7 protein-coding genes and 1 pseudogene are annotated in these 15,346 nt (G+C 67.0%); 5 read left to right on the top strand and 3 right to left on the bottom strand.

Annotated elements, in window-relative coordinates; all coding sequences use genetic code 11:
- Window positions 1-90 precede the first annotated feature (90 nt).
- Window positions 91-222: a hypothetical protein gene (locus QQS16_RS25650; RefSeq protein WP_286064209.1), complete on the bottom strand. Its 132-nt coding sequence runs from the start codon at window positions 220-222 to the stop codon at window positions 91-93.
- Window positions 223-234: 12 nt separating this feature from the next.
- Here QQS16_RS25650 and QQS16_RS25645 point away from each other — a divergent pair.
- A pseudogene (locus QQS16_RS25645) lies at window positions 235-1,465 on the top strand (tyrosine-type recombinase/integrase); the annotation flags it as partial.
- A 102-nt stretch (window positions 1,466-1,567) separates the two neighbouring features.
- On the opposite strand, the gene QQS16_RS25640 reads toward QQS16_RS25645, so the two are convergent.
- Both QQS16_RS25640 and QQS16_RS25635 read right to left on the bottom strand, forming a co-directional pair.
- Window positions 1,568-2,323, bottom strand: a complete 756-nt coding sequence (locus QQS16_RS25640; protein ID WP_286064208.1) for a barstar family protein — start codon at window positions 2,321-2,323, stop codon at window positions 1,568-1,570.
- Window positions 2,324-2,425: 102 nt separating this feature from the next.
- Complete coding sequence (locus QQS16_RS25635; protein WP_286064207.1) at window positions 2,426-9,643, bottom strand: polymorphic toxin-type HINT domain-containing protein; 7,218 nt, start codon at window positions 9,641-9,643, stop codon at window positions 2,426-2,428.
- Between the two features lie 470 nt (window positions 9,644-10,113).
- On the opposite strand from QQS16_RS25635, the gene QQS16_RS25630 reads away from it, so the two are divergent.
- From QQS16_RS25630 to QQS16_RS25615, 4 genes are all read left to right on the top strand, one after another.
- Complete coding sequence (locus QQS16_RS25630) at window positions 10,114-13,575, top strand: DNRLRE domain-containing protein (RefSeq protein ID WP_286064206.1); 3,462 nt, start codon at window positions 10,114-10,116, stop codon at window positions 13,573-13,575.
- A gap of 275 nt (window positions 13,576-13,850) precedes the next feature.
- On the top strand, window positions 13,851-14,261 hold the full coding sequence (locus tag QQS16_RS25625) for a VOC family protein (protein ID WP_286064205.1): 411 nt from the start codon (window positions 13,851-13,853) through the stop codon (window positions 14,259-14,261).
- A gap of 110 nt (window positions 14,262-14,371) precedes the next feature.
- Complete coding sequence (locus QQS16_RS25620; RefSeq protein ID WP_286064204.1) at window positions 14,372-14,776, top strand: hypothetical protein; 405 nt, start codon at window positions 14,372-14,374, stop codon at window positions 14,774-14,776.
- Window positions 14,773-15,345 (top strand): thiol-disulfide oxidoreductase DCC family protein, encoded by a 573-nt coding sequence (locus tag QQS16_RS25615; protein ID WP_353479689.1) that lies wholly within the window; start codon window positions 14,773-14,775, stop codon window positions 15,343-15,345. The genes QQS16_RS25620 and QQS16_RS25615 overlap by 4 nt, the downstream gene beginning before the upstream one ends.
- Window position 15,346: the final 1 nt, after the last annotated feature.

Here is a 15,346-nt window from a genome sequence, read left to right as displayed (position 1 = left end):
GCGAGGGCCCCGTCATCCGGTTCGGTACCGGAGGGCGGGGCCCTCGCCGTTCGGCGCTGCCGCCGGCCGCCGGCTGAGCGCCGGCGCCCGTCACCGGCCGCGCCGGTCGACGGACGTCAGGTCGGGCTCCAAGCCGAACCGCACGGCGAGCTTCATCCGGTCGCGGAAGACGCCGGTGGGGCCGTGGTCGCGGGTGGCCGGGGCCGGCTCATAGACGTACACGACGGGGAAGGCTCCGCGCAGGGCAGCGTCGGCACGTACTTGACGTACTGGCTCTGTGCCGTTGCCGTCCACCATTTCCGGGAGAACACTTCCCACCCTCTACACGCCTGCGTGAACAACTACCTCGTCCCCGGGCTGGGCCGGTCGACGGGAGTCTCGTCTTCAGGAGTCCGCAGACCGCTTTCCACGGACGCTGCATGCGGCTGCTGGAGAACGCTCTCCTTGACGAGGCGCCGGACCATCTCCATGTCATGCGGGACATGACCGTCCTCCTGGAAGGAGCTCACCAAGCTCACCGCCAAAATGTCCGCACCTGGCTCAACCAGCTCCGTACCACGTGCCAGTGCTGCGCGCGCGGCATCGACGCCCGGCGCGACCAGTCCCGCTGCTGCGCCGTCGGCCAGTGCTGCCGCAAGCTCCTCTCCCCACTGACGCTCACCTACATCCACTCCGTGCTCAAGTCCGCCCTGGAGCACGCCGTCCGTGAGGAGGAGATCCCGCGCAACGTCGCCCTCAACGTCCGGACCGGCACGCCCCGGCCCCGACGCTTCGAACCCCTCACCGCCGACGAAGCCCGCCAGCTCCTCACAGCCGGGTCACAGGAGGTCACCGGCTGCACGCGCTGTTCGAACTCGCCCTCAACACCGGACTCCGCAAGGGCGAGCTCCTCGGCCTGCGCTGGGAAGATCTCGACCTCGACTCCGGCACCGCCGCAATCCGCCGAACCCTCCAGCGCACCAGCACCGGCGGGCTCAGCACGTTGCCCACCAAGACGCGGGCCTCCGAGCGCCGCATTGCCCTCCCCACCCGCTGCGTCCAGTCACTGAAGCACCACCACAAGCAGGAGCAGCGCGAGCGTGAGGCCGGGGGCGCCATATGGCAGCACGACGGGCACGTGTTCACCACCGCGCAGGGCAGACCGATCGCCCCCACCAACCTCACCCGCGCCTTCACCACGCTCCTCCGCAAGGCCGGCCTCCGCCGCATCCGCTTCCACGACCTCCGCCACTCAACCGCGACCCTGCTCCTGGAACAGGGCGTCGACCTCGTCGTGATCAAGGAACTCCTCGGCCACGCCCACATCGGCGTCACCGCCGGCGTCTACGCCCACGTCCGACTCCGGCTCCAGCGCCAGCGCCAGGCCATCGACATCCTCAGCACCGCACTCGACGGTCCGACGAGCACCAAGGCCAACAGGGCCGAGGGCGACGAACCGCCACCCTGCACCGCCCTCGTCCGTTGACGTTGCCGTCAACTACTGCCGTCAAGACCCGCTGAAGGCCCACCAGGCATTGCCTGCTGGGCCTTCAGATTTGCACTCATGACATCCAGAAACCGAGCAGTGCTACCGCAGCGTCACTTCTACGCCGAACTCTCTCAGGACACCCACGGCAGACGCCGCCAGCGAGGTACCCATCCTTTCTCGTGCGCCGGACGAGTGCTCCCACACCAACTCGAATGGGGCTCTGGCATTTCGAGAGAACGTAAGACAATCGGCAATTCCGTCAAGAGTGGATCCAAAGTATCCACCCGGGCCATTAACCGATTCACCAAGTTCGCAATAGAAGCTACTCTCGTCGAGGATCCGCCTGCCATCGATTACGCAGATCTCTCCGGCGCCGTACCTCTTGGCCGCACGCCCGGTTTCAAACCAGGAGTTCTGGACAACATGGAGCCAGCTATCGTGCGATTCCGCGGGATACTCCATCCAGCCCCCTCTTACGAGGGGACTTCCCGAAGCCCATTGACGCCAAATCGCTCCTGCTGCGGCATACGGGCAGGCATAACCGTAGAAGGTTGCAATAAAGCCACCCCGCCCGGCAGATCCCTCACCCTCAAACATAGAGCGCAGCCCCACACGCCCGATGTAATACGACCCAATCGCCTCGCCAGCCAAGTTGACCACGCGCAGCTCCACGTCAGACAAGTCCTTGCCGAGACGGACTGATCCTCGCGCTGAACCGAAGATCAAGATCTCCTCTGACTCCGCACTATCTGACTCCACAAAGAACCCGTTGATTTCATGCGCCGTGATGATGACGTTTCCGGAATCTTCTTCAACTAGGTGATAGAGCGGAATAGCCGAACCGTTTTCATTCATCTCAAACCTTCCCACTGTCGACCAGGCGAACTCTAGCGGAGAGCCCGGAGAAGTCTTGGTAGCGACCCCTCCGGACCCTCCATTTCATTCACTTCTGGTCAACTACCACCCAGAGTCGGGGAAGTGAGGCGCACTGAATTGCTTGATCGTCTTGTAGTGGTCATTCGTCCACCCCATCACCATCCGACCATCGGGTAGGGTCTTCGCGAGAATTCGAGCACTGTCACCCTTGGCGCCGGGAACTCGATACTCCAGGGCGCCCGCCCAGCGCTTCTCGTGAGTCGCCTTGCCTTGGAATACCTTCTGCAACCCCGTCGCGGGGTCCGTCTGCGGAACGCCGTTCCCGGCCCTGATGTCGTCATACGCATTGACGACATGTCTCGACATCCCCTGCGGGAGCGGATCCGACAGCTTTCCGTTGGGGCAGTTGCTGTTGTGAACGAGTACCGGCGTCTGCCCCGCCAGCACATAGTACGTGTGGAGGTCGTCAACCGTGAGGTTGTACGTCCGGGCGTGCTTGGCGAACGGGCGATTGTCAGTGACGATTACCGTGTCGCCGTCGTCGGTGAGCAGAGTCGCGCCCGGCTTCAGGTCGCCGGCCGTGATCCAGTCGCGTTCAGAGGGGGACCAGAAGGGGTGCTCGTGAGTTGCTGTGAGCTGCTCGATGCCGTCCTCGGTGGCGATGGACAACTCGTTGAAGTACTTGTCTCCTTCTGTCCGGATGAGCCGGGTTACCTTGCGGGGGCCGGTCTCGCCGGTTTCCGGGTCGGTGGCCTGGACCGTGTCACCAATGCGGACATCCTCGATGTCCTTTGTCCTGCCGTCCGCCATGAGAACGTCCGTGCCAGCCAGGAAGCACCGGCTGCAGGAAACTCCCTTCGGTGACCTGGGCGCCCTGCCCCAGGTGGCGAGAGCGGCGACGAAGCCCTCGATCAGCTTTCCTCGCTCGTAAGCCTTGGCGTCTTGTTCGCAGTCGCTGACGTTCTCGATGCAGTAGTTGGCTGCTATCCGCTTGGCCCCTGCCATGTCGCCGGTTTTATTCAGGTAGTTCAGGGCCTTGGCGCAGGCGAGTCGGCCAAAGCATGCGTTAGCCGGGCCGCTGTTCTCGTAGACGGGAACGTTCCAATAGGTGGCGTCCGGATTTCTACCGTTCGGGCTGCCTTCCGAGAATTGAGACCTAAGAGTATCTTCATCGTTCGTGGTCGGCGTCTGGCTGGCGACCCACTCGGTGGAGCCTGGTACCGAGGCACAGGAGTAGTAGCAGCCACCAGTACCGGTTCCGCCTCTCGGTACGCCGGTCTTCGTGCTCCCGCCTCCGGAGCTGCCGGGGTGCGGTTCGCTGTGGCCGGTACCGTCATCGATGTACAGGCCCGTGGGGTCGGAGTGGGAGACCGGGCTGTTGTTGGCGTAGGCGTACCCGTTCATCTGCAGCGGGTCCGCGATGTCGATGACCGGATCGGCCGAGAGGAAGCGGCCTGAGGACTGGTCGTATTCACGGGCGCCGATATGGGTCAGGCCCGTTGCTGTGTCGTCGATACCGACGCCCAGGTAGCCACGCTTGTTGGGCCAGTTCGCCGGTTTGGTGCCCCTGATCTCTCCGTAGGGCTTGGATTCGCGACGGGTAGCAGGCTGGCCGCTCGACAGTTCCACGGACGTGTTCGCCGTGCCCAGGTGGTCAGTGAGCAGCACGCTGAGCTTGTGGCCCGATGTCGCGCCGTTGCTCGTGGTGCGAACCACCGTCGGTGCGCCGGCCTGGCCGTAGGAGCGCGACGCCTTGGTGATCGTGCCCGTCGTGTCCGTCGTCAGTTCCGTGTCGCCCAGGTAGAGCGTGGAGCCTGACGCCGAGTTCTCTAGCAGGCGGTTGCCGTCGGCGTCGTAGACGTAGGTCGTCTTCTTGCCGTTGTCCGTGATGGATTCGAGCTTGTTGTCCGGCGACCAGACCAGGCTTTGGGTCGTGTCGTAGAGGTCGCGGGACTCCGTGTTGCCCGTCGCGTCGTACGTGTAGGCGCTCCCCTTGCCGGACGGGCTGGAGGTGATCGACGTCATCGTGTGCGGTTGGGTCTTGTAGGACGGGACCGTGCCGTTCGCCGCGACCGTCTTGCCGTACCCGTACGTGTAGGTGACGTTCTTCGTCGGGTCCGCCGGGTCGTGCTCGGTCAGCGTCGCCCGGTTGCCGGTGAAGTCGAACGTGTAGGACTGGCGGTAGGCCGTCGCTCCCGCGGCCACCGTGGCCGGGTCGGGTGCCGCCGCCGCGAGTGTGGAGGCGAGCGAGGAGTCGGGGGAGGTCACGTCCGCTTGCGTGTCCGCTGCGTCGGCGACCGGGCCCGAGGAGGACGCGTACGTGGTGCGCGGGCCCCATGCCGCGCCGTTCGCCGCCTTGCAGCCGGTGCCGTTGCCGGCAGGTTGGATCTTCGAGGTCCAGGCGTGTGCCAGCTCGCCCATCACGTCGTAGGTGAAGCACTGGGTGTCCCAGACGTTGGCCGAGGCTTCACCGAGTTGGCGGGCGTTGGAGGTGATCGTGCCTGTCGCGTCGTAGGAGTAGTAGCTGTCCGCGATGCGGTGCAGGTCGGTTGCCTCGCGGTCGGTGACCGTGCGCTGGAGGCTGCCCGTGTGCGGGTCGACGAAGTTCGTGGTCCAGACGCGGTAGGGCTGGGACCCGGAGACGGTGCGCAGCGCCTCGCCGTAGGGCGAGTAGGTGGCGTCGGCCGTGTACCAGGTCAGGCCCGAGGTCGACTCTGCCAGGCCGTCGCCGTTGTACCGGGTGACGACCCTTTCCTGGGCCAGGCCGCCCTTGGCCGGCAGGGTCACCGAGTGCGGGTTGCCCGTCGGCGTGTAGGTGTAGGAGTAGGTATAGGTGCCGGAGAGACCGGTCGTCATGGCGTTGGCCGGAATGACCGTCTCGCTGCCGGTGACGTGGGAGTCGGCGTCGTAGCCGGTGACGCGGTTGACGTAGTCGCCGGTGTCCGTGTGGCGGATGGACTCCAGCGGCCGGCCGATGCCGCCGGGTGCCTCGTCGTACGTGTACTCCTTGACTGGTGTAGCGGTCGCGGAGCCCTGCCGGACGTACCTGACGCGGCCGAGGATGTCGTACGCGGTGAAGATTTCCTGTCCGCGTGCGTTCTTGACGCGGTTCGGACGGTCGGCGGCGTCGTACCAGGTGTTCGTGGTGCCGGTGTCGGGGTCCGTGGCGGACGTGACGCGGCCGCGGGTGTCATAGGTGTAGGACCAGACGTTGCCCGCCGGGTCGATGACCTTGCTGCGGTTGCCCCGGGCGTCGTACTCGTACGTCGTCGTGCGGCCGACGGTCGAGCTGGAGGCGTCCTGGGTGAAGTGCTTGATGGAGGTGACGCGGCCGAGGGCGTCGACGTACGTCCTGGTTCGCGGGGCTGTCGAGCCCGGCGGGTTCACCGTCGTACTGACTTCGTCGTAGAAGCGGAACGTCTCGTACTTGTAGGCGCTGCCGTGATAGACGGAGGCGCGGTGTTCGCGTTCCAGGCCGTCGTAGCGGTACTGGGTCGAGCTGGGGATCAGGGAAACGGACCTGGGCGCGAACAGTTCGGTGGTCGGATCGCCCTTGGCGAGGTACCCGCCGGTCTTCTTGCCGACGAGGCCGTGGTCGTTGTAGAAGGTGTCCGCGATGATCCGGCCGGGGCCGTGGGCTTCGGCCTGGGTCTGGACCTGACGCGTCAGGCCGTCGTAAAGGGTGACCTGGCGGCCGTAGGAGCCGTCGTCCTTGAGGGTGTCGACGACTATGGCGGCCGGGCGGTTCTCAGCCGGCGAGGCGATGGCGGGCTGGTAGTCGATGACGACGTTCGGTGACTTGCCGCCGGAGGACCGCGACGGGGACCATCCCTTCACCACGCGGCCGAACGCGTCGTATTCGGTGCGGGTCACACGGCTGTTGGCATCGGTGACGGTGAGAGGGAGAGTGCGACCCGGATCGTAGGTCGTGGTCGTGCTGTGGCCCTTGGCATTGATGACCTTGGTCGCGGTGACCGGACCACCGGCGCTGGGCGTGTACTGCGTCTCGCTCAGGCCCGCGCCCGGTTTGGTGACCGTGCGAACACGGCCCAGGGCGTCGTATGTCGTGGCGGTGACGACGGAGTGCGCAGCGCCCGTCCCGTCGATCTCGGCCATGGACGTGACCTGGCCCTGCGTCGGTGTCGCGCCGAACGACAGGGTGTCGTAGGTGTACTGGGTGGACTTCTTTATCTTGGTCGCCGGATCGGCCGCGTCGTAGCCGGCGCAGGACGTGGCCGTGGTGCGCTGCTCTTTGGGCAGGCCGATCAGCCATGCCGTGGTGTTGCTCAGGAAGGACGTCTTGGTGCACGTCTGGTCGGACAGTGCCTCGGAGGTGCCGTTCGGCTTGACGACCGCGGTCTCGACCTGGATGGGCAGACCGTAGGTGTCGTCCGACGTGGTGAGAGTGCGGACCGCTCGCCAGCTCGTGCCGATGTGCTGTATCTCGTCCGATCGCTTGGTACCCGTGCGATGGGCGAGCATCGGGTCGGCGGCCGTCGCGTCCTCGTTCTCCCGGGCCCGGGAGGCGGTCTGCTTCGACCAGGGATAATGCAGGGTGCGTTTGAGTATCTTGCCGTCGGAGTCGACGTAGCTGATGGTCTCGGCGGTCATGCCTGCGTACTGCGGTGCGTCGTCCGACAGCAGCGTGTAGGTGCCCGTGGAGTCCTTGACCTCGTCTCCTGTGCCCAGGAAGTAACGCGTCACCGTCTGCGACTGGCTCTGCGGGATCCCCACTTCGGAGCTGGACTTGTTGCCTTTTTTGACCTTGACCTGTCGGTAGCCGCGCCAGTCGCTGTAGGTGCGCACGGCGGGGCGGGTGAACTCGTCGTCACTCTTCGCCCAGGCCGGCCCTGAGTACGCATACGTCGTGACGACCGGTGCGCTGTGCGAGGTGACCTTGTCGGTCTCCGTGACGGAGGCGACGACGTACTTGTTGAACCATGCCTTCGCGGGAGTCTTCTCGTCGCCGTCCGGTGACCAGCGCACCGGGTAGCAGGTGCCGTTGCTCTCGCCCTTGTCCTCTGCGGGTGCGGAGCTGCAACCGCCGGTGTACTCCACCTCGATGTCTCCGCCGTGTTCCGTGGAGACCACCCCGATGCGGGGACGGGTGAATCCGGGGCGCTGGTCACTCTTGCCGGTCAGCACCAGGTTGGGCAATTGGCGGTCCAGCAGCCCTCGGTCGCGCAAGGCCTTGGGAGATCCGGAGCCGACCGTGTACGGCCCGAAGCTGATTCCGTCCTTGGACTGGAGCGTGCCGGTCGTGTCGCCGGGGGCGTATCCGGTGCGGGTGATCGAGTTGAGCCACAGACCGGGGGCGGTGTCGTACCAGTCCTCCGGGAACGACTGGCGCAGCGTGTACTTGTCGACCGGGCCGAGGCCCGTCTGCCCCGCACGGGCCGCCTTGGTGGTCACCGTGTCCAGGCGCAGCTGCGTCCAGAACGACGGGAAGGGCGGGCAGAGCTTGGAGGTGGACTTGCAGTTCAGGTTGCCGGGGGTGTCCCACCAGGGCCGGTAGGCGCCGGGGTCGTCGGTCTTGGCGAAGTTGGCCGCAGCGCACGCCGTCTCCGACTTCAGGCAGCGCTGCTTGACGCCGAAGTCCACGGTCGCCGACGCCTTGGTCAGGCTGTCCGGGCGCATGCCGTACTCGATGGACGACGGGTAGGCGTATCGGTCGTACTGCTCCGGTGACTTGAACTTCTTGCGGACGGCGTAGTAGTTCGTCTCCTGCGCCCAGTTGACGATCATCGTGTTGCCGTGAATGTCGACGATCTTGTCCAGGCCCCAGCGCCATGCCTGCTGCTTGCCCGTGCCGCAGCGCGAGTCGGCGAACGCGGTCGCGTGGCACGGCTCGCCCGGGTGGTTGCCGAAGACGGGGGCGGTGGAGACGGAGTTGGTGGCGGCGTGGCCGCCGCCCACGTTGTTCTGGCCGTAGTAGTACTGGGTGCCGTCCGTGGTGGTGACGACCCAGTACTCGCCGTTGTTGTCGTCGTTGGTTCCGCCGACGCGGTGTTCGACCCGGGTGCCGTCGTCCTGCTGGGGACGGTAGATCTCGGTATCCCGCTCCGGGTCACTGCCGGAGGATGCGTCGCGGACCAGTTCGGTGGTCCTGCCGCCGAGCGACATCACCGCGTTGTGGGACGCCCAGCACATGTCGGGCGTCTTGTCCTTCTTGGCCGTGTTGTTGGGTGTCCCTGCCTTGAGGGTCTTGCGGTCGTCCTGGCAGGAGCGGTAGCGGCGTTCGATGTGGCCGGGATCGTATGACCAGCCCTCACCGATCCAGGACGCCTGCGGTGAGGACACCGCCGTACGACCGTCGACGCTCTGCGAGTTGTAGTTGAAGGAGATCTCGGGCGCCGGCCCTGCGGGCGGGCTGGGTACGGCCAGAGGGTAGGACCAGACGAAGGCACCCGACGAACCCCCCGCCTCCCATTTGCCGTCCGAGGCGAGGGGCGTCGCTTTGAAGGTGCCGCCGCTGCCACTGCCGGAGTCGACGGCGCCGACCACCGCTGTACTGCCGCCCGTGGTCGCGACGGGGACCGCAGAGGCGGACTCACGGTAGGACGCCTGGACCACACCGGCGTTCTCCGAGGACGTGGAGTCCGCCGAGGCAGGTGTGACCGCGCCGTCGGCTGCCGGGTCGACCGTTGCGGTCAGAGACGTCGACGCGGTGTCGTTTGACGTCTCCAGTTCCTCGTATGTCTGACAGGCCTCGTCGTCCGGCGTCGTCAGATAGCAGTCGGGGAACTGTACGAAGCGCAGGCGGGAGGCCCAGTCGGCGCCGTAGAGGCTCTCGAACCTGGAGTAGTCCAGCTTGACCTGGACCGGCACCGCTCCGGCCGCGGGGGCCTCCACGACCATGACGGCGCCGTCGACGCCCTGCCCGATGGCTGAGGTGCGCTCGGCGATGGTGACCTGCCAGGTGCCCGTGGGCGTCGGCTGATCGGCGGCCTGGCCGAGGCTGACGGGCAGATTGCCGGCCGGGCTCAGCGCCGTCTGTTCCCCGTCCGCAATGACCGTTTGGGCCGACGCCGTCACCGCGGTCGAGCCGAAGGTGACCGGGGCTGTGCCGACCGGAGGGGTCGTCGTACTGGCGGGTGCTGTGAGCAGGTCCTCAGGGAGTTCGGCCCGCAGCGTCTCCAGATGCCGGCTGAAGTCCGTGCCCGGAACCGGTGCCTGCTGGTCGAGTTCCGCCAACGTCAGTGACTCGCGGCCGATCTCCTCCTTGGCAGGATCCGGGGGCACAGCCAGTGCCTGTGCGGGCAGCAGTCCGAGCAACAGCGCGGCGGCTGTGACCGGCACGGCGGTGCGGGCTACGCGGCGTCTGCGGGCATGCGAAAGTCGATCGAACACGACGGGGTCCCCCGGACCACTTGGAGCGGGGCCGGTGAGACCACGCATGACGACTTGTCAGACAGCGTAAATTCTGTGATCGACTTGTGAAGGATCACCAGAGGGCGCGGGCCGATGTGATGATCATCACGATACGTAACAGACCGCTACGCTACGAAAGTGATCGAATGCGCTGACGGGCACACCCCCGCGACAAATCCGTCCTCACCGTCAATCGAATGCGATTGTTCGACCTATTTGTTCCCCTGACGGTTCGCTTGGCTCCCGTCACACCGCGCCCCGGCCTCTGCGGCACGTCCGAGGGGCAACATCTGCACAGGGTGACGACAGTTCCCCCATAGGTCATCATCGGCTGGCCCGGCTGCGCCCTGTTCTGCACCGGTGCCGAGGGGGAACAACGGGGAAGGGGAACACGTCCGATGACGCGCAACTGGCGCCGCATGCCCGGACGTCGAGCCGGCGCGGTGCTGCTCGCTGCCACGGTCGCCACCACTGGCATCGTCTACGCCGGGTTCCGGCTGGACGGCGACATCGCCCAGGACGGCAGCGGCCAAGAACGGCCCACCGAGACCGTCACCGAAGCCGCCGCGCTCACGCAGGCAGCACGGACGGGGCAGAACGTCGAGGTGACAGCAGCGCGCGCCCCGCGATCCAGCACGTGGGCCCGCCCCGACGGCCGTATGGTGAAACGGCTCTACACCTCGCCCGTCCGCGCCAAGGTGGATGGCGAGTGGAAGAAAATCGATCCGAACCTCCATCAGACCAAGGCCGGTTGGGAGCCGAACGCCACCAACACCCGGATGGTCTTCTCGGCCGGGTCCGGCGAACGCGACACCCACCGGGCCTCGCGCACTACCACGCACCGCATCTCCCTGCTGAAGCAAGCCGTTATGGACGAGAGCGAGACGCCACTCGTCACGCTGTACGTCGGCGACTCCGCACAGTACGAGATACAGCTGACCTGGCCCGGCCCTGTCCCGGCCCCGATCATCGACGGAAACCGCGCGCTGTATCCGGAGATCTTTCCAGGCGGCGACCTCGTGCTCACCGCCGACGACGACGGCTTCGGACAGCTCATCGTCCTGAAAAACCGTCAGGCGGCCGCCGACCCACACGTCCGGCAGCTCGCCTACGGACTCCACTCCGCCCGCCTCACCTTCCACCTCGACCCCCTGTCCGGGATCGTGAGCGCGACGAACGCCGACGACCAGGAGGTCGCGGTGTCCACCACCCCCCTCATGTGGGACAACAGCGGGCAGCCGGCCGTCACCGACGGCGCCGTGGGCGCCACGGCTCAGCCGACCGCACCCGAGGCTCCCAGCTCACCGGACACCAGTGCCCCCGCACCGAGTGACAGCACCACTGCCACCGAAGACACCGCCGAGTCCGACGAACAGAGCGACACCGACCTCGAGATACTGCCGTCGGCAACCGACGGCCCCGAGCCGACCGTGGCCGAATCGCCGCTGCCGTCCGCACCCGCCGAACCGACGCCGGCACCCGCGCAAAGCGGCTCCGCCGCGACACTGAGCCTGCCCTCACTCGACGGCCCCTCTCCCGACTCCCGCGGTGAACTCGTCGAGACCGACCTGGCCACCGGGAAGTGGCTGCTCACTCCCGACCAGGACTTCCTGAACGATCCGGCCACCACTTACCCGGTCTTCATCGACCCCTCGGTCAAAAAGCACGTCCAGAACTGGACCACTGCCTACAACCGGCACCCCAACGCCACGTTCTACAACGGCAAGGGCTTCAACAAGGGCGGCACCCACGAGGCCCGCGTCGGCTTCGAATCCGACACCTGGGGCACCTCACGGTCGTTCTTCAACATCTCCTTCGACAAGGACCTCAAGGGAACCAAGATCACCAGCGCCAAGCTGCGGGTGCTGGAGACGTACTCCTGGTCCTGCCAAGCCCGCTCGATGAGCGTCCATCTCACCAGCCGCATCAACGCACACACCAACTGGAAAAACGCGCCCAAGCTGCACGACGGCAACAAACTGGCCACCAAGAGCTTCGCCCACGGCTACAAATCCGGCTGTCGCGACGCCTACGAGACCTTCGACGTGAAGAAGGGCGCTCAGAAAGCCGCCGACAAGTGCGAGGACACGATCACTTTCGGCATGCGTGCCCGTGACGAGGACGCGCAGTACGCGTGGAAGAAGTTCCAGGCCAACGGTGACAACGCACCTGTGCTCGAACTCGTCTACAACCGCAAGCCGACGATCGTCTCCAACTCCCTCGACCTCGGCCCGGACGGAAAGTGCACTACCACCAAGCCGTACGTCCGCATGGGCTCCGGTGACCTTACCTTCACCGCCAAGGCCACCGACAAGGACAAGAACCTCGACTACTTCGACTTCGACCTGTGGCAGACGGAGCACTGGGATGCCACCGGGGACCTCCTGAAGTCGACCGGAAAGGTCTCTGCGGGCGGGGACACCGACACAGCGCTCGCAACCACCAGCAGGTTCTCCACCAGCACCCTAAAAGGCGGGGCCACGTACTCCTGGCGGGTACGAGCGGTCGACGACGCCGGCACGACCTCCGGCTGGTACCCGAAGACGCCCTGCCGGTTCGTCCTCGACACCACCGCACCCCGCCCGCCCAAGGTCACCTCCACCGACTTCCCCAACGCGGACGGCAGCGAGAACGGCTTCGGCAGTGGACCCGAGGACGCCACCTGGTCCACGAAGAAGTTCGGCACCGCCGGCTCCTTCACCGTGCGCGCCGTGAACACCGACGTCGTTCGCTACGAGTACGGCTTCAACTCGGCCAACTACACCGGCAGTCTTAACCGCACCAACGGCACAGCCACCAGCGTCAGCGGTGTCATCAGCGGCGCCAAGCCACCGGCCGCCGGACCCAACGTGATCTACGTCCGTGCCGTCGACAGCGCCGGCAACGTCTCCGAGCCGACCAAGTACTTCTTCTACGTCACTCCACGCGACCAGGCGGACAAGGCCGGCGACTTCACCGGCGACCAGCTCCCCGACATGATGGTGGTCACCGACGCCGGCAACCTCGTCCTCTATCCCTCGCAGGCCACCACCGACCTCACCAAGGGCACCGGGGACCTGGACTACTCGATGGCGGGTGCCTACCAGGTCAACCGCGACAAGGACCCCAACGGAGACGACCTTCCTCCTTACGTCGCGGTCCCGGGTGGCCATTTCAAGGGCGCGCTGATCACCCACAACGGCGACATCTACGGCGGTGACGGCCTCCAGGACCTCGTTGTCCGCGTCGAGGGCAAACTCTGGGTGTATCCCGGGGACGGCTATGGGGCGGTCAACACCGACCGCCGTCAGGAGATCCTGCTGCCCACCGGTGCTCCCAGTCCTGCCTCCCTGACGCAGATCGTGGCTGCGGGCGACATCACAGGCGACGGTCGCACCGATTTCCTCGCCACAGCGGGCGACCAGCTGTGGGCGTTCACCGGCTACCACGGCGCCACGGTCGACCAAGCGATCCAACTGTCCGCCTCCTCCTGGGCCAACCGCGACCTGGTGACAGTCATGGACGTGAGCGGTGACGGCCTCGCCGACCTCGTCTACCGCACGGACGCATCGGCCCGGCTGCTGCTGCGCAAGGGCACCGCCGCGAGCGCAGGCGGAACGGACCTGAGCTCCCTCGGCTCCGCCGCCAATGCTGCGGGCGGCACAGACACCGAGTACGGCGCCTCGGGCTGGTCCACGAGCAGCATCCCACTGCTGATGGGCACGCCCGACGCGAACGGTGACTCCATCCCCGACATCTGGGCCGTGCAGACCGACGGCTCCGTACGCTTCCATCCCGGCAGCAGAACCGCACTGTCGGGGACCGGTACCGAAATCATCGGGAAGTCGGGCTACTGGGCGATACGCATCGCCATCGGCTGAGCTGAAGGGCCATCCCCCGTGGCCCGAGGGACGCCGGACGACGCGGTCCGGTGTCCCTCGGCCGTGAGTACGGGTTACTGCCGACGCACGCCGTTTGGGATCGTCTGGTCCGTGATGTCGTGCCGGCCACCGGACCCGCATCGCCTTGCTGCTGTCACCAGGCAGGTGCCAGCAAGCCGTCCACGACGCGGCGCCTCCCGGCGTTCTGCCGCCGACCGTGGGAGGGGTCGGAGGCAATCCCGGGATCCGGTGGATCATCGGCCTAGGCTGACGGTATGTCAGACAAGGAATCGTACGAGCTGCTCGGTTTCGACAACGTCCTGCTTCCCGTCGGGGACCTCGCCGCCGCGGTCGGCTTCTATGAGCGGGCCGGGTTCAGCGTGGGGTTCCGGTTCGACGAGGGCGGGGTCGCGCAGTTGAGGGTGGGCGGCGAGACGCCCGGGCTCCTGTTGCGGGTGGAGGACGGTCTCGGGCAGCGGCCGCCGGCGTGGCCCGCCCTGCGGGTGTGGCTGGAGGTGCCGGACGCCAGGATGGCCGCGCGGGAGCTGGCCGCCGCCGGGATCGCGCTGCTCGACGAGCCGTCCTCCGTGGCCACCGGGTGGACCGTCGAGGTCGCCGATCCGTGGGGGAACGTCATCGGGTTCACCGACTACAGCAAGCGACCGGAGCTCGCCCGCAGGGTGTGAGCGGGAGAGCGGCGTGACGTACGTCCCCCTCCCACGCGTTGAACGTGTTCAAAAACAGGTCTAGAGTCTGGCCTGTCAGCGTTTTGAACGCGTTCAAGAAGGGGTGGGGCATGGACCGCACCGTCATCGCCTACGTCATCTACCTGGTCGTCAGCATCGCGCTGACCGTCTGGGTGGCCCGGACTCTCAGCCGGAACGGGCGGATCTTCCTCGCCGACGTGCTCCAGGGCAACGAGAAGCTCGCCGACGCCGTGAACCATCTCCTGGTGGTCGGCTTCTACCTCGTCAACCTCGGGTTCGTCGCGCTCTACCTCAGCGGGGACGGGACCATCGCGGACACCCGCGGGATCTTCGAGGCGCTGTCGACCAAGGTGGGCGTGGTCCTGCTGGTCCTCGGGGTCATGCACCTGGGCAACGTGTACGTGCTCAACCGGATCCGGCGCCGGGGCGTCATGGAGCGGGAGCAGGTACCGCCCGTCGCGCCGCAGGGCTGGGTCGGGACGCAGGGCGCGTGAGCACCGTGGCGACCACCGGGGACCGGGACGCGCGTCGCGTCCCGGTCCGCCGGCTCACCGTCCTGTACGACGCCGAGTGCGCCCTGTGCGGCTTCGTGCGCGACTGGCTCGTACGGCAGCCGCAGCTGGTGCCGTTGGAACTGGTGCCGGCCGGGTCGGCGGAGGCGGTACGGCGGTTTCCCGGGCTGGACCATCGCGCCACCCTGGACGAGATCACCGTCGTCGGGGACGCCGGGCAGGTCTACCGGGACACCGCGGCCTGGATCGTCGTCCTGTGGGCGCTGCGCGAGCAGCGGTCTCTCGCCCATCGGCTGAGCACCCGGTCCGGGGCGCGGCTCGCCAGGGGCGCGGTGCTCGCCGCCGCGAAGTGGCGTGGCTCCCGCCGGGAGCGGGACGGGCGGTGGGAAGCGGGCGGCCGGTGGGGCGGGCAGGTGTACCGCCGTGCGGACGGGTGGACCTACGACCCCGGTCAGGGCTGGACGTACACCCAGCCCGGCCACGGCTCCTGTCCGCCCGGTGACGGCCCCTGTCCGCCCGGCCGCCGCGGCGGGACCCGCGCCACTCGTTAGG

Source organism: Streptomyces sp. ALI-76-A (assembly GCF_030287445.1).
Taxonomy (GTDB): Bacteria; Actinomycetota; Actinomycetes; order Streptomycetales; family Streptomycetaceae; genus Streptomyces.
This window is presented reverse-complemented; position numbering and strand designations above follow the sequence as displayed.